Source organism: Massilia sp. SYSU DXS3249, assembly GCF_053668055.1.
In genome coordinates this window covers 188,488-209,595 of record NZ_JBSIPX010000001.1, presented here as the reverse complement: position 1 = coordinate 209,595, position 21,108 = coordinate 188,488, and the positions used below count along the sequence as shown (strand labels likewise).

Sequence of the window (21,108 nt, the reverse complement as noted above, 5' to 3'; positions counted from 1 at the left end):
GAAAATGGCCGCGAGTATAGCACTGCGTACCCAGCGGTTCGCTCGTGCCTGGGCGCGTGCGGCCTCCGGCGCGGCCCGGCCTGTCGCATGGCGCTGCGACGGGGCGTACATACGTTTTTCGAGGCGTTTTTCCTGCTGGAGCACGCGTTGCACTCATGCTATTCTTGCGCGATTCGCATTCAGCGCCCGCCGGGGCGCCCCTCTGAGGAACGACCTTGACCATTTTTGCACCGCGCTTCGCCCCCTCCGCCATGGCCCTGGCCCTGGCCGCCGTATTCGCCCTGAACGCCACTGCCCACGCCGCCCCGGCGCCCGCCCGCGCCGAGAACGCCTACCTGTCGCAGCAGGACGCCGCCGCCCGCGCCGCGCGCGTCTCGAACGTCGATTACGCGCTCGAGTTCACCCTCACCGGCAAGGAAAGCTTCAGCGGCGTCACCACCGCCAGCTTCGACCTGGCTGACACGGGCTCGCCCCTGACGATCGACCTCGACAAGGCGACCGTGAAATCGGTGACGGTCAACGGCAAGACCGTGCAAGCCAAGTACAACAACTGGTTCGTCACCATCGCGGCGAACGACCTGGTCAAGGGCCGCAACACCGTCGTCATCGCCTACGAGCGCCTGCACAGCACCAACGGCGAAGGCCTGCACCGCATGGTCGACCCGGTGGACGGACGCGTCTACACCTACTCGCACTTCGAGCCGGCCGCCGCCCACCAGATGTTCGCGGTCTTCGACCAGCCCGACCTGAAGGCCACCTACCAGGTGACCGCACTGGCCCCGGCCGACTGGCACGTGGTCACGACCACCCGCGAGACGGGCATCGAGAATGCTGGCGCGATGCGCCGCTGGACCTTCCCGACGACGAAAAAATTGAGCCCCTACAATTTCTCGCTGCACGCCGGGCCGTACAAGGTGTGGGAAGACAAGAGCGGCAAGTACCCGATGCGCCTGTTCGCGCGCCAGTCGGTGGCCGCCCAGGTCACGCCGGAAGACTGGTTCCGCTACACGAAGCAGGGCCTGGCCTTCTTCGACGACTACTTCGGCATCCCTTACCCGTTCGAGAAATACGACCAGCTGCTGGTGCCGGACTTCCTCTATGGCGCGATGGAAAACGCCGGCGCGATCACCTTCGCCGAGGCACGCTTCCTGCACAAGGCGAAGATGACCGACGCCCAGCGCCTCTCGCTCGCCTCGGTCATCATGCACGAGATGGCGCACCAGTGGTTCGGTGACCTGGTCACCATGCAATGGTGGAACGGCCTGTGGCTGAACGAAAGCTTCGCGTCCTTCATGGGCACCCTGGCCACGGCCGAAGCAACCGAATTCAAGGACGCCTGGCAGAACTTCTATTCGACCGGCAAGCAGGCCGCCTACGTGCAGGACCAGAAGGTCACCACCCACCCGATCGAGGTGCCGGTGCCCTCGACCCTGAACGCCTTCGACAACATCGACGCCATTACCTATTCGAAGGGCGCGTCGACCCTGGTGCAGCTGCGCCATCTGCTCGGCCCCGACACCTTCCGCAAGGGCGTCCATAACTACCTGACCAAGTACTCGTACCGCAACGCGAAACTGGAAGACTTCATCGGCAGCCTGGGCCAGGCGGCCGGGCGCGACCTGTCGGGCTGGACGCGGGAGTGGCTGTACGAGCCGGGCGTGAACACGATCGCCGCCAACTTTACTTGCAAAGGCGGCGCCAACGGCAAGATCAGCGCCTTCACGCTGCAGCAGACGGCGCCGAGCCGCGCCCTGCCGACGCTGCGCGAACAGCGCGTGCAGGTCGCAACGTTTACATTGGTTGGCGGCAAGCTGACGCCTCTGCAAACCGTACCGGTGACGTACAAGGGCGCCACCACCCGTGTGCCTGGCCTGGTCGGCAGCGCCTGCCCGGACCTGGTCTATCCGAACTACCAGGACTGGGGCTTCGTGAAGGTGCAGCTCGACAAGCGCTCGTTCGAGACCGCACGCGGCAACCTGGCCAAGGTCGACGACGCCCTGCTGCGCACCATGCTGTGGCAGAGCCTGTGGGATGGCGTGCGCGACGGCAAGCTGCCGCTCGACGAATTCATCAAGACCGCCCTCGTCAACGCGCCTCAGGAAAAGGACTACACGCTGCTGGGCGACGTGCTCGGCAAGGTGGCCATGGCGCGCGAATACCTGGACCTGATGGGCGACAAGTCGGCCTGGGCCACCCGGACCCGCGCCGCCCTGGAAGACATGGCCTGGAACGGCGTGCTCTCCTCCAAGGGCAACGACAACTTCCAGCGCCGCTGGTTCGGCAGCTACGTGAGCCTGGCCAACACCCCGGCCGCGCTCGACCGCCTGGCCGCCATCGTCGACGGCAATGCCCCGGTCGAGGGCCTGGCCATCAACCAGGACCTGCGCTGGGCCATCATCCGCCAGCTGAACCGTTACGACCATGCGGGCGCCGCCGCGCGCATCGACGCCGAGCTCAAGCGCGACAATTCCGACGCCGGCCAGGCCGCCGCGCTGGCCGCCTCGGTCAGCCGCCCGGATCCGAAGGTCAAGGCGCAATGGCTGGGTACGGTGGAAGACCTGCAGACCAAGCTGCCCTTCTCCAAGGTGCGCACGGCAATGAACAGCCTGTACCCGGCCGAGCAGAACGCGCTGGGCGAACAGACGGCGGCCAAGCGCCTGGCGCAGCTGCCGTCACTCGACAAGGCGGCAGGCCCGGTCTACATGCGCGCCTATGCCGGTTCGCTGATCCCGGCCAGCTGCACGCCGGCCAGCGTCAAGCGCCTGGACGCGGCCGTCGCGCAGATGAAGGACCTGTCGGCCGGCACCCGCCGCGCTCTGCTCGACGCGCAGCAGGAAGACCAGCGCTGCGTCACCATCAAGGGCGCGATGACGGCGGCGAAGCAGGAGGCCAAGTAAGCCGCCAGCTTAGCTGCCAAGCGAGCTGCCAAGCGAGCTGCCAAGCGAGCTGCCAAATAAGCTGCCAAGCGAGCGGTAAGGCAGCAGCCAGGCAAGCGGCCGAGTACGCGGCCAAGTACGCGGCCAGGTAAGCGGCCAGGTAAGCGGCGAATGCGCGGCATGCACCTCGATGGCCTGGCCGCCGCGGCGCCTTTCCCCAGGCGTCCGCTGGCGCCGCTCGCGCTTACGCTGGGCCTGCACCTGCTGCTGGTGCTGGCCTGGCTGGGCGGCGCACCACACCAGCCCGCCGGCGTAGCGCCGCCGCGCGAGCAGGTCTTCGTCTTCGTACAGCCGGTTGCCAGGCCACGGCCAGCCCAGGCCGTGCCCCAAGCTTCCTCCCAGCCGCGTCCACGCCCGGACAACCCCGCCGAGTCTGCCACGGTTGCGGCGCCGTCGCGCGTCCCTCCCATGTCCCGGTCCGAACCGGAAGCGATTACCCAGCCGCCGGCGGACGGGGAAGCGCCTGCATCCGAACCTGCATCCGACTCGACATCGCACGCCACATCGCGGCCCGCCCCCGCGCCTGGCGACCTGCTTGCCACCTCGAAGGCGATGGCCGGCAGTGTGGACCGCGCCCTGCGCAAGGGTTCCAGCCCGATCACGGCCGAACCCGACCGGAAATGGGAACGCTTCGCCGAGGCCTTCGCGGCCGCGCGCAAGGACGTCGGCAACACGGTCACGCTCGACAGTTATACGGCGCCGGATGGCGTCATCATTTACCGCAAGACTGCCGGCAGCCGGGTCGCCTGCTACCGCAGCGGCAGCGCCGGCGGCCCCGTGACCGCCTCCGGCCGCCCGCTCGACACCAGCGGCGCCGGCTCCGTGCCCTGCCCGACGGGCGTGCCCTGGATGCGCCAGTGACTCCTTTTCCGCTTCCTCCTTGCCCTGTCTTTTCTTCAGTTCTCCCCACCCCGCCGGGCCGAGCACGACTCGGCCATGCGGCGCCAGGCGCCTGTCGCGCCGCAACCGGTCGGCGGCTGCACTTCGAGCAGGCGGCCGATATCGCGCGGTGCCAACTCGTTCACTTTCGTGTCGCGGTTGATCGGCAGGCAGACTGCGTCGTACCAGGCCGCGTCATGCGGGCGTGGCACGGGCAGCGGCCCGCGCAAGCGAACGGCGGCAGCCTCGCACTCGGCACGGCTGCGGTAGACGCCGCGCAGGCTGCTGCTCTCGAGCGTGACCTCGAGGTGAGCCTGCAGATACAACAGCAGGACGATCGTGAACATGCTTCTTGGATGCCTGTATGGGCAATCCGGTTCGGCGCGCACGCCTGAGGTGGATCAGGAACGGCCGCGTTGCCGGGCATAGGCTGGGCCAACCATGAAAGGACAGCCATGCCCAAGCTCATCTCCTGGAACATCCAGTCGGCCCGCAGCGCAGGCGGTGGCGCCGATCCCGGTCAGGTCGTCGCCACGCTCGACCGCTTTTCCGAGTTCGACGTGCTCTGCCTGCAGGAGGTCGCCTGCGGACTCGAGGCCCGCGACGGCTCGCGCATCGAGGATCAGTTCGCCGCTCTCGCCGCACGCCTGCCCGGCTACAGCGCCAGTCACGCCACCCCGCTCGATACGCTCGCGCCCGACGGCGGCCGCCGCCGGCTCGGCAGCATGGTGTTCTCGCGCTATCCGGTACTGCAGGTGCTGCGCCACTTGCTGCCATGGCCGGCCGACCCGAAGGTGATGAGCATGCCGCGCGCCGCCCTCGAAGTCACGCTCGCCACGCCGGGCGGGCTGCTGCGGGTGGTGTCGGTCCACCTCGAATACTTTTCGCCCCTGCAGCGCGGCGCCCAGGTCGACCGCCTGCGTGAACTGCACCGCGAAGCCGTGCTGCACGCGCGCCAGCCGCGCCCGGGATCGCCCGAGGCCGGCGCCTTCGCCGCCGTACCCCGCGCGGCGCCCGCCGTCCTGATGGGCGACTTCAACATGCTGCCCGATTCGCCCGAATACGCCCGCCTGCTGGCGCCCTTCACGGACGGCACGCCCGCCCTGCGCGACGCCTGGCGCCTGGCGCAGCGCGGGCGGCCCCATGCGCCCACCGTCGGGCTGCACGCGGACGGGCCTGACGCCGGCCAGCCGTTCGCCTTCGATTTCGCCTTCGTCAGCAGCGACCTTGCCGGCCGCGTGCGCCGCGTGGAGGTCGCCGGCGCCAGGACCGGTTCGGATCACCAGCCGCTGCTGCTCGAACTTGGCTAGCCAACCGCTGGCCCCGACCGGGCTGCGCGGTCAGCCCAGTCGTTTGGCGGACGCGGCGAGCGACCCGGCAAGGGGCTAGAATGGCGGTTTTGCCGACAGCCGCGCCACGGCTCGCCGCCATGCGCTACAAGGGCGCCCGCGCGCGCCGCGTGCCGCTGCGTGGCGCCCTGCCGCTGCAGGCTAACGCCGCCTGCCGGCTGGCCGGCGCCGCCCGTTTTCGAGGAACCGATTTGACCTGGGATTTTCCGCAACCATTCACCCTCCCGCTCGCGCCAGGCGCCGGCGACATCGATGGACTGAACCACACCAACAATGCCGTCTACGTGCGCTGGTGCGAACAGGTCGGCTGGGCCCATTCCGAAGCGCTGGGCCTGGGCATCGGGGACTACCGCCGCCTCGACCGCGCCATGGCGATCCGGCATGCCGAATACGACTACATCCTGCCCACGCTGCTGGACGAAGCGCTGCTGCTGGGGACCTGGCTGGTCGGCGGCGACGGCAAGCTGTCGATGGAGCGCCGTTTCCAGCTGGTGCGCGCGAGCGACGGCGCGACCGTGCTGCGCGGGCGCTGGGAGCTGGTCTGCATCGACATCAGCGCCGGCCGCCCGCGCCGCATGCCGCCGGAATTCCTCGCCGCCTACATGCCGCAGGTCGTCCCGCCGGCCGCATCCGACAGCATTCCGCCCTGAGCATCCCGGCCTGGGCACCGGCCTGAACATGGCGGACTCAGGCATACATGGGCTCGTGCAACGCACCTTGCGCCCGCTCAAAGGCAAACTTGAGCGAACCGGGCCGGGCGACGTTCGCGCCGAGGGACACTTAGTTGGTGTCCGCCGTCCACGAGGAACGCTATGTCCTGCCCAGCCGTTCGCCCTGCCAACCCCTTTTTCGCAGTGCTGTTCTGCGCCGTCCTGCTCGTGCTCGACGGCTGCCGCCTGCGCGACGGCTCTTCCGAACAACTGGTGATCCCCGAGGTCGTGCGCACCAACCTCTATGTCGCGCCAGGCGGCTCCGACGCCAACCCCGGCACCCAGGCCGAACCCTTCCGCACCATCAAGCGCGCGGCCCAGGTCGTCACACCCGGCACCACGGTGTACGTCGCGCCGGGCCAGTACACCGGGGGCTTCCGCACCACGGTCAGCGGCACCCTGGAAGCGCGCATCATTTTCCAGTCGATGGAGCGCTGGGCCGCGAAAATCGTCCCGCCGCTCGATTCGAACACCAGCAGCGCCTGGGACAACCGCGGCAGCTTCGTCGACATCGTCGGCTTCGAGATCGACGGCACCCACTACCAGAGCGGCAACAAATGGCTCAGCGGCATTTATAACGGCGGCTCGCACAACAGCATCCGCCAGAACCACGTGCACCATATCGGGCTGGACGTTCCCTGCGAGAGCGCCGGCGGTTCCGGCATCGGCGTCGACAGCTACTACAAGGGCAAGCATGCCGAGGTCATCGCCAACAACGTGCACGACATCGGCCCGCTCGACTGCCGCTACCATCACGGCATCTACGTCAGCACCCAGGCGCGGGTGCGCAACAATGTCGTGTACCGGGTATCGGGCGCCGGCATCCACCTGTGGCACGACGCGCACCGGGTCGACATCACCGGCAACACGGTCTCCACCTCCGGCTCGGGCATTGTCGTGGGCGGCGGCGACTTCTACTATTCGAAAGGACCGAACGACTACACCGTGGTGGCCAACAACATCGTCTTCGACAACCGGCACGGCATCCTAGAACAGGGGGCGACCGGCGACAACAACCGCTACGAGAACAACCTCGTGTTCCAGAACGCCGTCAGCGACTGGCGCCTGGCGCCCGGGCGGCAGCATGTCGGCACCATCGCCGCCGAGCCGGCCTTCGTCGAGTACAGCCGTACCGGCACCCCGGACTTTCGCCTGAGCGCCAAATCGCCCGCCATCGGCAAGGGCGCCGCCCTCGACCCCGAACAGGACTTCCAGGGCAAACCGCGCACGAAGGCGACCGGCTTCGATATCGGCGCCTTCCAGCACTGATCAGCTGCCGGAGCCCTGCGCATTCCCGGAAAATAAGGCTGGTGGAGTCGGGACGCCACCCTACGCATGGCGCTAAACGTAGGGTGGAGTCCTGACTCCACGCGTGTGTCCGCCGCGCCCTACCGCCGTTCCTGACCAAGCTTCCTCAACACGACTTCGCACCTGCACTGCATCCCGCCTAATACGCTTCCTCCATACAACAGGCCAACGTTTTTGCTTGTCGCTGTTGCCGTAGCGCTATAAAATCCTCCGCTTTGTTTTGCGTGCGCCCAAGTTTTGTTTCCTTGTGCGAACGACAAACGGCGAACGAGACCGCGGCCTGCGGCAAGCAAGACGGAGAAAACATGACTGACCACCTGCTGCGCCCTGCAGCCCTGCCTACCTGGGGCCAACGCACCGCCCTGCGCCTGCTGAACCTGTTCGGCTGGAAGCTGCGTTACAAACCGCTGCCCGGGCCGCACGGCATTGCCGTCGTCTATCCGCATACCTCGAACTGGGATTTCCCCATCGGCCTGCTCGGCAAATGGGCGGTGGGGTTGCCGTTCCGCTGGCTGGCCAAGGACTCGCTGTTCCGCGGTCCGATGGGGCGGGTCATGCGCTACTGGGGCGGCGTGGCGGTCGACCGCCGCGCACCGATGGGCGCCACGCGCCTGCTGGCCGATCGTATGCTGGGCGAGGAATGGTGCTGGGTCGCGATTACGCCGGAAGGCACGCGCAGCTACCGGCCGCACTGGAAAAGCGGCTTCTATCACCTGGCCGTCGCCGCCAAGGTCCCGGTGCTGCTGGTCTACCTCGACTATGCGAAAAAGGAACTCGGCCTGGTGGACACGCTGGAGCTGACCGGCGACCAGGACGCCGACATGGCGGCCATCGCCGCCGTCTACAAGGGCAAGCAGGCGCTCTACCCCGAGCACGCCGCGCCGGTCGAGCTGGCGCCGCCGCATACCGGTCCCGAGCGCCGCAAGCGCGCCTGAATCAGGTCCGTGCAGGGACGCCGGGACGCCCGCTTAGCCCTGCGCCTGCTTCCGATCCGGGCGCAGCGCGTCCTGCCGCTCCCGCACGAACAGCGTCTTGTAATAAATCGCGGTGGCGCGCCAGGCGCCGTCGGGCGTGGCGCAGTATTCCGGCAGTTCGCCCACCCGCGTATAGCCGAGCCGCTGGTACAGGCTTTCGGCGCCCGACCCCGCTTCGGTGTCGAGGAACAGCAGGCCGCGCCGCAGCGCCAGCGCCTGCATTTCCGCTGCCGCCATCAGGGCGCTTGCCGCTCCGGCCCGGCGCGCGCCGCTGTGCACCAGCAGCTTCTGCACCTCGGCCCGGTTGCTGCCGTTGGGCTTCATGCAGAGATCGAGCTGTACCGTGCCGACCATGACGTGGTCACGCCAGCCCACCAGCAGGATACGTGAGCCGGCCGCGACCGCCTCCTGCACCTCGCGCCAGTAGGCGTCGGCCGCGGCCTCGCCCAGCGGCGACACGAAGCCGACCGATGCGCCATGCGCGACCGCGTCCAGCAAGAGCGCGCGCAACTGCGCCGCGTGTCCCGCGGTCCCGGCGGCGTCGAGCATCCGAATTTGCATCATTTGTCCCCCAAAGTCGTCGACTCCCCGAAGTCTGCAGGAATCATGCCCGCTTTCCAAGCCTGTGCCGGATCGAACCTGCACCAGCATGGTGCGGGTTAAAGGCCGTGCACGATAAGGGAACCCCAAAAGCGGGCAGCATGCCGCAACAGGCGCCGCGGGCGGCCGAGGCGCTACAGCAATCGACCGCGGCCTCAAGCCGGCGCCAGCGCGTCCCAGGCCATGGCCGTGCTGAGGAACACCTTGCCGCCCAGCGCACCGAGCAGCTCGCTCTGCTTCAGGCGGTCCATCACCGGCCCCTTCACTTCGGCCAGGTGCAGCGTCACGCCGCGCGCCGCCAGCATCGCGTTCAGCTCGCCGAGGGCGAACAGCGCCGAGGTGTCGATCGCGTTCACGGCCGACAGCACCAGCACCAGGTGGCGCGTGTCGGGCCGGGCCGCCAGCTCGTCCTCGATGCGCTCATTGACGGCCTCCACGTTGCCGAAGAAGAGCCCGGCGTCCACGCGCAGCATCAGCAGCCCGGGCGAGGTGTCGGCCGAGTAGCGTTCGACGTTGCGGAAGTGCTCGGTGCCGGGAATGCGTCCCAGCACTGCGATGTGCGGCCGGCTGGCGCGCCAGATCAGGGCGCCCATCGACAGCGCCACACCGATCACGACGCCCGCCTCGACGCCGAGCGCCAGCACCCCGGCCGCGGTGGCAACCAGGGCCGCCGCATCCGCACGGTCGTAGCGCCAGCTGGTCATGAAGGTGCTGGTGTCGAGCATGCCCAGCACGGCGACGATGATGGTCGCCGCCAGCGCCGGCAGCGGAAGGAAAGCCAGCCAGCCGGTCGGCGCCGTCAGCGCCAGGGCCAGCAGGCCCGCCGCGAGCAGGCTGGCGAGCTGGCTGTTGGCGCCGGCGGCGAAGTTCACGGCCGAGCGCGACATGCTGCCGGTGACGGGAAAACCGCCGGTCAGCGCACTGCCGATGTTGGCGGCGCCCAGGCCGATGAGTTCGTAATTGCTTTTCAGCTTTTCGGCGCGCTTGAGCGCCAGCGTCTGGGCGCCCGACATGCTGATCAGGAATACCATGAAGCCGATCAGCAGGGCCGGCTGCAGCAGCGCCTGCCAGTGCCCGCTCGAGGTCGCCAGGTTCAGCCCGGGAAGCCCGGCAGGCACCGTCCCGACCGTCTTCACGCCCAGCGCGTCCAGGCCGAGCAGCGGCACCAGGGCGGTGGCGCCCAGCACCACCACCATCGGCGCCAGCTTGGCCCCGATGTCGGCGGCGTTCGGCGACAGTCCGGCCGCGCGCAGCAAGGACGCCAGGCGGCTGCGGGCCAGCAGCAGCACGGCCAGCGATCCCAGCCCGAGGACGGCGCTCGGCAGGTGCAGGCCGAACAGGGGCGCGCCCAGCATGGCCGGCACCTGGCCGAGCGCGATGACGACCGCCGATCCGATGGTGAAGCCGCTCATCACGGGACGCGAGAAGAAATTGGCGATGAAGCCGATGCGCAGCAGTCCGCAGGCTAGCAGCACCAGGCCCGACAGCAGGGCCAGCTGCGCGGCCAGCACCGTGTACAGGGTGCTGCCGGGAGCGGCGAGCGGCGCCAGGGCCGAGGCGGTCATCAGCGAGATGATCGCCATCGGCCCCACCGATTGCGTGCTGCTGGTGCCGAACAGCGCATACAACACGGGCGGCACGATGCTGGCGTACAGGCCGACCACCGGCGGCAGTCCCGCCACCAGGGCATAGGCCATGCCTTGCGGGATCATCATCATCGCCACCACCAACCCGGCGCTGATGTCGCCAGGCAGCATGGCGCGCCGGTAGTGCCTCAACCAGTACAGCATTGCTCGTCCGTTTCAAAAGCGCAAGGGTAGCATGGGCGGGACGAGGGCCGGTACTTTGGATTGGTGCATGGCCGGTCATTTTTCACACGAATCCACCGGCGCCAACGTAGGGTGGGCACCCCGTGCCTACGCGGAAGCGTGAACATTGTTGGCAGCGGCTACTGCGTACCGTTAGCGTATGAAGCGATCGTCAACATTATTCAGGTCAGACGCTAACTCTGTTCACCCGTCCGCGTGGGGTCATTGAAGCCGGGGCTTCAATGACGGTGCCCACCCTACCCCCGATCATCGTGCTCCTGGGCAGGTCTACAGCATCGCCAGTTCAACGCAATTGCGCCCTGCCCGCTTGGCCCGTGCGAGCGCGGCGTTGGCGCGCACGGTCAGCGAGTCGGCGCTTTCCTGGTCGGCCAGCTGGGCCACGCCGAGGCTGATGGTGACCTGGTCGACGCCGGGCATGGCGGTCGACTCGATCGCGGTGCGCAACTTCTCGGCCATCTTGAGGCCGTCGATGGCGCTCGTGTGCGGAGCGATGACGAGGAATTCCTCGCCGCCCGAACGCACCAGCACGTCGCTGGCGCGCACCAGGCCCTGGGCGGCGTCGGCCACGGCGCGCAGCACCATGTCGCCGACCGGATGGCCATAGCGGTCGTTGACCATCTTGAAGCGGTCGATGTCGAAGGCGATCAGCGCCAGCGGGTGGCGGTAGCGGCGCGCGCGCTTGATTTCGGTCTCCAGCAGCGCTTCGCCGTGGCGGCGGTTGGCGACCGCGGTGAGCGCGTCGACGGTCGACAGATGGGTCACGCGCGCCAGCATCTCCTCGCTTTCGCGGTTCAGGTCGGCCATGCGCAGGCCGCCCGCCACCAGGTCCGCGACTTCGGCCAGGGCCTCGAGCTCGGGCCCGGAAAACGTGCGCGCGGCGCGGAAGGACAGGCAGAGCGAGCCGCGCGGCGTGCCGGGTCCGCTCGAGGAAATCGGCAGGCCGAGCACCATATCGATGCCGTGTTCGCGCAATGCGTCGGCCAGCTGCGGTTCGCCCGACTTGCCTGGTTCGTCGAGCAGCGCGACGGTGTTCGCGCTGGCCGCCAGCAGGCCCGGAAAGGCGTGGCGCAGCGGCGACTGCAGCAGGCGCTCGCCGCGTCCCAGCACCCGCGCCAGGTTCAGGCCGCGCGCACCTGGCTGGCTGTCCTGGGCCAGCAAGCGCAAGTCGCCGCCCGGCTCCAGGTGGAACAGCGCGGCATGGACCACGCCCGGCCAGGCGCACAGCGCGCGGCACACGCGCTCGCCCATCGCGCCCTGCTCCTCGCCCTCGCCGATCGCCGCGCGCACCTCGGCCCGCAGTGCCTGCAAGCCCTGCTGCTCCTGTTCGCGCGGGCTCAAGGGAGGCACCGGCGTGGGCCCGGCCAGCAGGCGCGCGGCAAGCGCCTCCCGCAGGGCCTCGTCCGGCAAGGGCGTGATCGCATACTCGACCGGCCCGCAGGCCATCAGCGCGGCCAGCCAGCGGGCGTTCGCGAAGGGGCACAGGACGAAGGTCGGGGCCCCGGCGCGCGCCGTCACCAGCGCGGCCAGGCCTGCGTGGTCGAGCTCGGGGTCGAAGCGGTCGAGATCGATCACGAGCAGGTCGACCTGCTCCCCGGCGAGCAGCGCGAGCGCGCGCTCGGTGCCGTCGGCCAGTGTCAGCCGGCCGAACAGCGCGCCGCAGGCGGCCTCGAATTCGCCGCGGCGACCGGCAGCCGGGTTCACGAACAGCCCGGCGTGGGTGGCTTGCGGCTGGGCCGGCTGGGGCATGGTGATCTCCTTGACACGCAAATGATGAAAAAACGATGCCAATTTTGACACAATTACCCCCGCCCGAACAGGCAATTGGCGCGCTGTGTGTGGGACCGCACCGTCGCGGGGAGTGGCGCGGCCGATACTGGGCCGGTCTCGAACTTAAGCTCAGAAGGATGCACGATGGCCAACCAGGACGACGTCGCGAATCACCAGAAGGCAATCCAGAACCGCCAGGACCAGATCGACGCCAGCGGCGCCGCCGGGCAGCAGGGCGAGAAGCCGGTGCAGATCGGGGCCGAGCAGCCGGTGCCGCCGATGCCCGGGCAGCACCTGGCCAAGCCCGGCCTGGAAGCCGAGATGGAGGTCAAGCCGCGCTTCATGGCGGAGAACTACAAGGGCAGCGGCAAGCTCGAAGGCCAGGTGGCGATCGTCACCGGCGGCGACTCCGGCATCGGCCGCGCGGTGGCGGTGCTGTTCGCGCGCGAAGGCGCGGACGTCGCCGTCCTCTACCTGAACGAACACGAAGACGCCGCCGAGACCCAGCGCGTCATCGAAGCCGAAGGCCGCCGCTGCGTCACCATCGCCGGCGATGTCAAGGACATGGACTTCTGCCAGCAGGCCGTCGACAGGGTGGTGGCCGAGTGGGGCCGCCTGGACGTGCTGGTCAATAACGCCGCCTTCCAGATGCACGCCAACTCCCTGCTCGAGATCACCGAGGAGCGCTTCGACGAGACGATGCGCACGAATATCTACGGCTACTTCCACATGGCGAAGGCCGCCCTGCCCCACCTCAAGCGCGGCGCCTCCATCATCAACACCGGTTCGGTCACCGGCATCAAGGGCTCGAAGATGCTGCTCGACTATTCGTCGACCAAGGGTGCGATTCACGCCTTTACGATGTCGCTGGCGGCCAACCTGCTCGACAAGGGCATCCGCGTCAACTGCGTGGCGCCCGGCCCGGTCTGGACCCCGCTCAACCCGGCCGACCAGTCGCCGGACAAGATCGTCCACTTCGGCGAGAGCACCACCTACGGCCGCGCGGCCCAGCCGGAAGAACTGTCGCCCGCCTACGTGTTCCTGGCCTCGAACGCCTGTTCGAGCTACATCACGGGCATCGTGCTGCCGGTCACCGGCAGCGTCGGCGAATAAGGAGAATAGACGATGGCACGCAGCATGTGGAAAGGCGCGATCAGCTTCGGGCTGGTGCACATCCCGGTCGAGATGTACCCGGCGGTGAGCGACAAGGGGCTCGACCTGCACATGCTCGACCGCCGCGACTTCTCGCCGATCGGCTTCAAGCGCTACAACAAGAACACCCAGAAGGAAGTGGGCTGGGACGACATCATCAAGGGCTACGAGTACAGCGACGGCGAATACGTCGTGCTGTCCGACGAAGACCTGCGCCGCGCCAATCCGGAAGCGACGCAGACCATCGACATCCTGGCCTTTGTCGACGCCGGGGACGTGCCGCTCATCTACTACGACCAGCCCTACTACCTCGCGCCCGGCAAGGGCGGCGACAAGGTGTATGCGCTGCTGCGCGACGTGCTCAAGCGGGTCGGCAAGATCGGCATTGCCCACGTCGTCATCCGCGTCAAGCAGCACCTGGCGGCGCTGGTGTGCGTGGGCGACACGATCGTCATGAACACCTTGCGCTACGCGGACGAGATCCGCGACCCGGGCGAACTGAAAATCCCCGCCAAGGACGCGAAGAACGCGTCGATCACGGACAAGGAACTCAAAATGGCGATGGCCCTGGTCCAGGGCATGAGCGAGGACTGGGAGCCGGACCAATACCACGACAGCTACCGCGAAGACGTGATGGCCCTGATCGAAAAGAAGATCAAGGCCAAGCAGACCAAGACCATCACCATGCCGGACCCGGACGAAAAGCCGGCCAAGGCCACCAACGTGATCGACCTGGTCTCGCTGCTGCAGGCCAGCCTCGGCAAGAAGCCGGGTAAAGCCGTGCTGGATGATGACGAGGACGACGACGAACCGCCGCCGCCGAAACGCGCGCCAAAACCGGCAGCGGAAGACGCCGACGACGACGCCCCCGCTCCGCGCACGCGCAAGGTCGCCGAGCGTGAGACGGAGGAAGTCGCCGCCAGCGCGAAGCCCAGGCGCGCCGCCGCCAAGCCGGCGGCAAAAAAGGCCGCCACGAAGGTGGCCACCAAGGTTGCCGCCAAGGCCGCACCCGTGCGCCGCAAGAAGGCGGCGTAAGGGATGGACGAATTCCTCGACTTCCTGCAATGGCCCGCGATGGCGGTCAGCCTGTACGCCGCCTTCATGATCGGCTCGAAAAAAGCCGGCAAGCGCATCTTCGGCTTCTGGATGTTCATTCTCAGCAATGTGCTGTGGATTATCTGGGGCGTGCACGACGAAGCCTGGGCCCTGATCTCGCTGCAGGTCGCGCTGATGGCGATGAACGTGCGTGGTATCTTCAAGAACGAATCTTGAGAAGCGGGGGCCCCGCGCCGCGTTCGCCAGGACGGTGGACCGGGCGCAGGCTCATTTGAAACGGCAGCATTCGGCTGCTCAACAACGGAGGTTTATATGCGTAAGATGATCATGATGGCGATTGCCGGCTTTATCTGGAAGAAAATCCAGGCCCGTGTGTTTACCAGCGGCCACGTGCAGAAATCGGCACGCCGCTTCTGACCCGACAGGTGTGACGTGCGGCAGGGAGGCGCTTCGGCGCCTCTTTTTGTTTCTTTTAGTCAAATCCTATCGCGCGCATCAGTTTAATCAAATTTACCGATTAGCCAGCCACGCCTAGAATCTCTTCATCAAATTAATCATTTGCAATGAGGAGAGCACAATGCCCCAACCCCGCCTGACCACCGCTTCCGGCATCCCGGTCGCCGACAACCAGAATTCGCTCAGCGCCGGCCCGCGCGGTCCGCTGCTGCTGCAGGACTTCCACCTGATCGAGAAGCTGCAGCACTTCAACCGCGAGCGCATTCCCGAGCGCGTGGTGCATGCCAAGGGGTCGGGCGCCTATGGCACCTTCACCGTCACCCACGACATCCGCCACTTCACCAAGGCGAAACTCTTCGGCGCCATCGGCAAGCAGACCGAGACCTTCCTGCGCTTCTCGACCGTGGGCGGCGAAAAAGGCAGCGCCGATACCGAGCGCGACCCGCGCGGCTTCGCCCTGCGCTTCTATACGGAAGACGGCAACTGGGACCTGGTCGGCAACAACACCCCGGTGTTCTTCATCAAGGACCCGATCAAGTTCCCCGACTTCATCCACACCCAAAAGCGCCTGCCCGACAGCAACCTGAAGTCCGCCAACATGATGTTCGACTTCTGGAGCCGCGCACCGGAAAGCCTGCACCAGGTGACGATCCTGTTCTCCGATCGCGGCACGCCCTACGGCTACCGCCACATGGACGGTTTCGGCAGCCACACCTACAGCCTGGTCAACGATGCGGGCGAGCGGGTCTACGTGAAATGGCATTTCAAGACGCGCCAGGGCATCAAGAACCTCGCCGCCACGGACGCCGTGCGCGTCGCCGGCAGCGATCCGGACCACGCTCAGCGCGACCTGTTCGAGGCTATCGCCGCCGGCAACTATCCGCAGTGGGACGTCAAGGTGCAGGTGGCCACGTCCGAGCAACTGGCCGACTGGGAAGCGCGCACCGGCTGGAACCCGTTCGACCTGACCAAGGTCTGGCCGCACGGCGACTTCCCAATGCTGCCGGTGGGCGTGCTGGAACTGAACCGCAACCCTGCCAACTACCATGCCGAAGTCGAGCAGGCCGCCTTCTCGCCGGCGAACCTGGTCCCGGGCATGGGCTACTCGCCCGACAAGATGCTGCAGGGCCGCCTGTTCGCCTACCACGACGCCCAGCTCTATCGGGTCGGCACCAACCACCAGCACCTGCTGGTGAACGCGCCGCGCTGCCCCTTCCACAACCAGCAGCGCGACGGCGCGATGGCCATCGTCAACCACGGCGCCGCGCCGAACTATGCGACGATCGAGGCGGTCGGCGCGGGTGCCACCGGCATGGGCCACGGCGAACCTGAACTGCCGCTGAGCGGCAACGCCGGCCGCTTCGACTTCCGCGGACAGGAAGACGATTACACGCAGCCGGGCAACCTGTTCCGCCTGATGACGGACCAGGAAACGCAGAACCTGTGCGAGAACCTGGCTGGCCCGCTGAGCCAGGTGAACGAGGAGATCCTGGAACGCCAGCTGCGCCAGTTCGACCGGGCCGACCCGGACTACGGCCGCGGCGTGCGCGCGGCACTGGAACGGCTGGGGCGCAAGGCTGCTTGATAGGTTCCATCGTGTGATCCGTCTCGGGGCTTCACGCGGCGGTTGAACGCGTGGACGGCGCTGACGCTGCGGCTGTTCCTCGTCACGGGTGTAGCCGTCCACCCTACAGTCAACTGTAGGGGTGGAGGAGGCCAGTGGCCTCCTCCACGGCTTCACCGGAGTCCCGACTCCACGCGTCAACCGGCGCCAGACCTGCCGCGATGTGTCGAACGGCCGCTGAACGGATCCGCCGCTACTCCTTGTCGTACCCCAGCTTCTTCATCGCCGCCGTCAGCGTCTTGGCCGCCTTCGCATACCCCGCCCACGGCGCGTTGCCGATCGCCAGGCGTTCGCCGATGTTCTGCACGTTCCACTGGCTGCTCGAGGTCAGTCCGGGCAGTTCGTCCCAGCTGAGCGGCACCGACACGCCCAGGCCGGGCCGCGCGCGCACCGACCAGGCGCAGACCGTGGTCGCGCCCTGGCCGTTGCGCAGGTAGTCGATGAAGATCTTGCCGACCCGGTTCTTCGGGCCGCTCTTGAAGGCGATGCGGTCGGGCAGGATACCGGCCAGGTGCTTGACGATGGCCTGCGAGAAGCCCTTCACCGTGTCCCAATCGAGGCCGCCCTTGACGGGCACCACCACGTGCAGGCCCTTGCCGCCGCTGGTCTTCAGGAAGGACGGCAGGCCGAGTTCGTCGAGGAAGGCTTTCATCAGCTGTCCCGCTTCCTGCATCGCCGGCCATTCGACGCCCTCGCCAGGGTCGAGGTCGAACACCATGCGGTCGGGCTTGTCGTAGGCCTTCGAGGTCGCGTTCTGGGTGTGGAACTCGACCGCGTTCCACTGGGCGGCCGACAGGATGCCCGCGATGTTGCCGACTTCGAGCATCGGCGGATGCTCGGGGTCGAGCGCATTGTCCATCTGCTTCATGCCGGGCAGCTTCTTGATGTCGGCATGCTTCTGGAAGACCAGCTCGCCGGCGATCCCGGCCGGCGCGCGCACCAGCGAAACCGGGCGTGCCTTCAGGTGCTCCATCATGAGGTCCCCGACCTGGGCGTAGAAGCGCACCAGGTCCATCTTGGTGGCGCCGCTCTTCGCATCCACCACGCGGTCCGGGTTGGTGATCTTCAGCGTGGCCGGCAGCTCGACATCGGACGTCGCCCTCGCATCGGCTTTTGCTTCAGCCGGGGCGGCGCTCTTCTTGCGGCTCGTCTTCTTCGCCGGCTTGGCTTCGCTTTGGGTGTCTGCCTGCATGTTGACCTCCTCGATCGATTGTGCGGTTTCGCGCGTGATGCCCTGGGCCGGCTTGTCGGTGCGCAGGCCCTGGAACACCGGGTGGCGCACCGAGCCGGTATTCGTCCATTCCGAGAAGCTGACCTCGGCGATCAGCTCGGGCTTGACCCAGTGGTGCTTGCGCCCCGGGACCGAGCGCGGCGGGAAGGGGCTGACATCGGTGTCGAGCGCCTTCAGCCTGGCCGTGACGTCGCGCAGGCTCTCGGCGTTGAAGCCGCTGCCGACATTGCCGGCATAGCGCAGCACGCCTTCCTTGTCGTAGGTGCCCAGCAGCAGCGAGCCGACCCCGGTGCGCGATCCTTTCGGGTCAGTGTAGCCGGCGATGACGAATTCCTGGCGCTGCCCGCATTTCAGTTTGATCCACTCCGGCGAGCGGCGCGAGACGTAATGCGAGTCGCGCCGCTTGCCGATCACGCCTTCCAGGCCGATCTTGCAGGCGGCTACGACCAGCCCTTCCGGATCGTCGCCGAACTCGTCGGAGAAACGCACCTTGTCCGACTTGGCCGCGCCCTTCAAGGCCGCTTCTAGCAATGCGCGCCGTTCGACCAGCGCCACGTTGCGCAAGTCGTAGCCGCCCAGGTAGGGAGCGTCGAACAGGAAATACATGATGTTGGCCCGGTTGCTGCCATCGAAGGCCAGCTGCAGCATGCCGAAGTTCGGGCGGCCGTTGGCGTCGTGGACGACGATTTCGCCGTCGTACCAGCCGTCCGGCAGCCCGATGCGTTCGAGCTCCTGCTGCAGCGGGCGCAGCTTGTCGGTCCAGTCGTTGTTGTTGCGGGTGATCAGCCTGACTTCGCCGTTCTCGATGCGGGTGAGCATCCGATAACCGTCGAACTTGACCTCGAATACCCATTCCTCGGGATTGGGCGGCGGGCCGTCGACCAGGGTCGCCAGTTCGGGGGCGAATTCTTCGGGCAGCGCCGCTTCGACTACGCCTTCGGGCAGGCCCCGGGCGGCATCGGCCTTGCGCGTTTTGCCCGCCCCTTTGCCCGCCCTCTTGGTGTCCACCTTCTTGGCCACCTTCTCGACCGCCTCCACGGCTGCCGCGTCCGCCTTCGCCTTGGTCGTACGCGCCGCCTTCGCCGCCGGCTTGTCTTTCACCTTGGCCGGCACCTTCTCGCTGGTACCCGGCATCGGCAGCGCCTTGACGCTGTCGGGCAGCTCGTCGACGACCGAGAATTCCTCGGCCGGGCGCGCATAGTCGTCCTTTTCCTTGATGAGCAGCCAGGATTCCTGCCGCTCGTCGCCGCGTCCCTTCATGCGCACCAGCACCCAGTTGCCCTGCATCTTGTGCCCGTGCAGCCGGAACTTCAGGTTGCCCTTGCGGTAGCCTTCGCGCGGATCGCCTTCCGGCTCCCAGGTGCCCTTGTCCCAGATGATGACCTTGCCGGCACCGTACTGTTTTTCGGGGATGGTGCCCTCGAAATCCGCGTAGGAGATCGGGTGGTCCTCGACGTGCACGGCCATGCGCTTGTCGTGGGTGTCGTAGCTGGGACCTTTCGGAACGGCCCAGCTTTTCATGGTGCCGTCGAGTTCGAGGCGGAAATCGTAGTGCAGGCGGCTGGCCCAGTGCTTCTGGATGACGAAGGTCAGTGCGTCCTTGCCGGGCTGGCCGCCCTCGGCGGGCTCGGACGTGATGGCGAAGTCGCGCTTGGATTTGTAGAGTGCGAGTGCGTCGGGCATGGCGGGCTCCTGCGGTGTGCCGATGGAACCAGTCTAGGCCGCGCAGGCCAACGCGACTGTACGGCAGCTAACCGAGTGCCCTGGCGATGATTGTAACGAGTTGTAAATACCGTCAACAAGCTTGATCCTGGTCGCGTTATCGGCCTGGCAGCATCTTTTTCATCCATAAAAGGAAGCCCACTATGAGCAAGATCGTCGCAGCCCTCGTCGCCGGGCTGTTCGCCAGCCCTGCCTTTGCACAGAGCAGCGCAAGCAGTCCGACCACACCGGCCACCAAGGCGGAAGCGAAGGAAGCAAAGGAGACGGCCAAGGCCGATGCCAGGGTGGACAAGGCCAAGCCTCGCAAACAGGCCGCCGGGGACAAGGCTGAAGCCAAGTCCGAGGCGACTGAAAAGAAGGCGGAGATGAAAGCCGACGCTGCCGAACAAAAAGCGGACGAAGCTGCATCGACCGCTGCACAAACCAAATAAGCTTCACATAAAACCACGCCGCCCAGGCCCCGCCATATCCCAAAAAAGACAGGGTGCGCCCTGTCTTTTTTTCGCGCCTTTTTTTAGTCCACCGGCACATGCTCTACAATGTGCCGTCCTCACTCCGGAGCGCGCCATGCAAAGAATCGTCTTCCTCGACCGCGACAGCCTGATTGCCACGGTGCGTCGTCCCGCCTTTGCCCACGACTGGATCGATCACGCGTCCACCGCCCAGGACCAGGTGGCCGAGCGCCTGCGCGGCGCCACGGTTGCGATCACCAACAAGGTGCCCCTGCGGGCGCAGGCGCTGGCCCAGCTGCCGGAGCTGCGGATGGTGGCGGTGGCCGCGACCGGCACCGACAATGTCGACCTGGCCGCCTGCCGCGAGCGGGGCATCGTCGTCAGCAATATCCGGAATTACTCGCACGTGTCGGTGCCCGAGCACTGCTTCACCCTGATCCTGGCGCTGCGGCGCAACCTGCGCGCCTACGTGGCCGACATCGAGGCCGGGCGCTGGGAGCATTCCACCCGCTTCTGCCTGCTCGACCACCCGATCGGCGACCTGGCCGGCACCCGGCTCGGCATCGTCGGCTACGGCGCGCTGGGGCGGCGCGTGGCCCAGATCGGACAGGCCTTCGGCATGCAGGTGTGCACCACTTCGCGCTCGCCGGTGAGCGAGCCCGGCGTGACCCAGCTCGAACTCGACGAGCTGCTCGCCACCAGCGACGTCATCAGCCTGCACCTGCCGCTGAACGAGCAGACCCGCCACATGATCGGCGCGCGCGAACTGGGACTGATGAAGCCGACCGGCCTCCTGATCAACACCGCGCGCGGCGGCCTGGTCGACGAGGCGGCGCTGGCCGAGGCGCTGATGCGGCGCACGATCGGCGGCGCCGGTTTCGACGTCCTCAGCAAGGAGCCGCCGGCGCCCGACAATCCGCTGCTGGGACTGCGCCTGCCGAACTTCATCCTCACGCCCCACGTGGCCTGGGCCAGCGCCGGCGCGATGCAGACCCTGGCCGACATGCTGGTCGAGAACATCGAAGCCTGGGAAGCGGGCCGGCCGATCAACGTCGTCGGCTGA

17 protein-coding genes are annotated in these 21,108 nt (G+C 67.3%); 12 read left to right on the top strand and 5 right to left on the bottom strand.

Annotation, left to right across the window (positions count from 1 at the left end; genetic code table 11):
• Positions 1 to 215 precede the first annotated feature (215 nt).
• Both pepN and ACWCIA_RS00945 read left to right on the top strand, forming a co-directional pair.
• Positions 216 to 2,897, top strand: coding sequence for an aminopeptidase N (gene pepN, locus ACWCIA_RS00950; protein WP_454160089.1), 2,682 nt, complete (start codon positions 216 to 218; stop codon positions 2,895 to 2,897).
• A 150-nt stretch (positions 2,898 to 3,047) separates the two neighbouring features.
• Positions 3,048 to 3,797, top strand: a complete 750-nt coding sequence (locus ACWCIA_RS00945; protein ID WP_454160087.1) for a hypothetical protein — start codon at positions 3,048 to 3,050, stop codon at positions 3,795 to 3,797.
• A gap of 35 nt (positions 3,798 to 3,832) precedes the next feature.
• On the opposite strand, the gene ACWCIA_RS00940 is transcribed toward ACWCIA_RS00945, so the two are convergent.
• Positions 3,833 to 4,162 carry a hypothetical protein gene (locus tag ACWCIA_RS00940; protein WP_454160085.1) on the bottom strand — a complete coding sequence of 110 codons (330 nt, stop codon included), beginning with the start codon at positions 4,160 to 4,162 and terminating at the stop codon, positions 3,833 to 3,835.
• 108 nt (positions 4,163 to 4,270) lie between these two features.
• Between ACWCIA_RS00940 and ACWCIA_RS00935 the strand changes: the two genes are divergently transcribed.
• From ACWCIA_RS00935 to ACWCIA_RS00920, 4 genes are all read left to right on the top strand, one after another.
• Positions 4,271 to 5,125: an endonuclease/exonuclease/phosphatase family protein gene (locus ACWCIA_RS00935; protein WP_454160084.1), complete on the top strand. Its 855-nt coding sequence runs from the start codon at positions 4,271 to 4,273 to the stop codon at positions 5,123 to 5,125.
• Between the two features lie 80 nt (positions 5,126 to 5,205).
• Positions 5,206 to 5,814, top strand: coding sequence for an acyl-CoA thioesterase (locus tag ACWCIA_RS00930; RefSeq protein ID WP_454160082.1), 609 nt, complete (start codon positions 5,206 to 5,208; stop codon positions 5,812 to 5,814).
• A 162-nt stretch (positions 5,815 to 5,976) separates the two neighbouring features.
• Positions 5,977 to 7,143 carry a right-handed parallel beta-helix repeat-containing protein gene (locus tag ACWCIA_RS00925; RefSeq protein ID WP_454160080.1) on the top strand — a complete coding sequence of 389 codons (1,167 nt, stop codon included), beginning with the start codon at positions 5,977 to 5,979 and terminating at the stop codon, positions 7,141 to 7,143.
• A 344-nt stretch (positions 7,144 to 7,487) separates the two neighbouring features.
• Positions 7,488 to 8,117: a 1-acyl-sn-glycerol-3-phosphate acyltransferase gene (locus tag ACWCIA_RS00920; protein WP_454160078.1), complete on the top strand. Its 630-nt coding sequence runs from the start codon at positions 7,488 to 7,490 to the stop codon at positions 8,115 to 8,117.
• Between the two features lie 33 nt (positions 8,118 to 8,150).
• Here ACWCIA_RS00920 and ACWCIA_RS00915 read toward each other — a convergent pair whose 3' ends face one another.
• The 3 genes from ACWCIA_RS00915 to ACWCIA_RS00905 form a co-directional block, all read right to left on the bottom strand.
• Entirely contained in the window at positions 8,151 to 8,720 is a 570-nt protein-coding gene (locus ACWCIA_RS00915; protein WP_454160076.1) for a GNAT family N-acetyltransferase, read from the bottom strand.
• 191 nt (positions 8,721 to 8,911) lie between these two features.
• A complete protein-coding gene (locus tag ACWCIA_RS00910) occupies positions 8,912 to 10,546 on the bottom strand; it encodes a SulP family inorganic anion transporter (protein ID WP_454160074.1) in 1,635 nt (544 codons plus the stop codon).
• Positions 10,547 to 10,852: 306 nt separating this feature from the next.
• Complete coding sequence (locus ACWCIA_RS00905; protein WP_454160072.1) at positions 10,853 to 12,331, bottom strand: diguanylate cyclase; 1,479 nt, start codon at positions 12,329 to 12,331, stop codon at positions 10,853 to 10,855.
• Positions 12,332 to 12,496: 165 nt separating this feature from the next.
• On the opposite strand from ACWCIA_RS00905, the gene ACWCIA_RS00900 reads away from it, so the two are divergent.
• The 4 genes from ACWCIA_RS00900 (at position 12,497) to ACWCIA_RS00885 (ending at position 16,601) form a co-directional block, all read left to right on the top strand.
• The gene (locus ACWCIA_RS00900; RefSeq protein WP_454160070.1) at positions 12,497 to 13,465 is read left to right on the top strand and encodes an SDR family oxidoreductase; all 969 of its coding nucleotides are present in this window, start codon (positions 12,497 to 12,499) and stop codon (positions 13,463 to 13,465) included.
• A gap of 12 nt (positions 13,466 to 13,477) precedes the next feature.
• Entirely contained in the window at positions 13,478 to 14,539 is a 1,062-nt protein-coding gene (ku, locus tag ACWCIA_RS00895; protein WP_454160069.1) for a non-homologous end joining protein Ku, read from the top strand.
• Positions 14,540 to 14,542: 3 nt separating this feature from the next.
• Positions 14,543 to 14,776: a hypothetical protein gene (locus tag ACWCIA_RS00890; RefSeq protein WP_454160067.1), complete on the top strand. Its 234-nt coding sequence runs from the start codon at positions 14,543 to 14,545 to the stop codon at positions 14,774 to 14,776.
• A gap of 361 nt (positions 14,777 to 15,137) precedes the next feature.
• Positions 15,138 to 16,601: a catalase gene (locus tag ACWCIA_RS00885; RefSeq protein ID WP_454160065.1), complete on the top strand. Its 1,464-nt coding sequence runs from the start codon at positions 15,138 to 15,140 to the stop codon at positions 16,599 to 16,601.
• Positions 16,602 to 16,833: 232 nt separating this feature from the next.
• On the opposite strand, the gene ligD is transcribed toward ACWCIA_RS00885, so the two are convergent.
• Complete coding sequence (ligD, locus tag ACWCIA_RS00880; RefSeq protein ID WP_454160063.1) at positions 16,834 to 19,554, bottom strand: DNA ligase D; 2,721 nt, start codon at positions 19,552 to 19,554, stop codon at positions 16,834 to 16,836.
• A 182-nt stretch (positions 19,555 to 19,736) separates the two neighbouring features.
• Between ligD and ACWCIA_RS00875 the strand changes: the two genes are divergently transcribed.
• Positions 19,737 to 20,024 carry a hypothetical protein gene (locus ACWCIA_RS00875; protein WP_454160061.1) on the top strand — a complete coding sequence of 96 codons (288 nt, stop codon included), beginning with the start codon at positions 19,737 to 19,739 and terminating at the stop codon, positions 20,022 to 20,024.
• A 136-nt stretch (positions 20,025 to 20,160) separates the two neighbouring features.
• On the top strand, positions 20,161 to 21,108 hold the full coding sequence (locus ACWCIA_RS00870) for a D-2-hydroxyacid dehydrogenase (protein WP_454160059.1): 948 nt from the start codon (positions 20,161 to 20,163) through the stop codon (positions 21,106 to 21,108).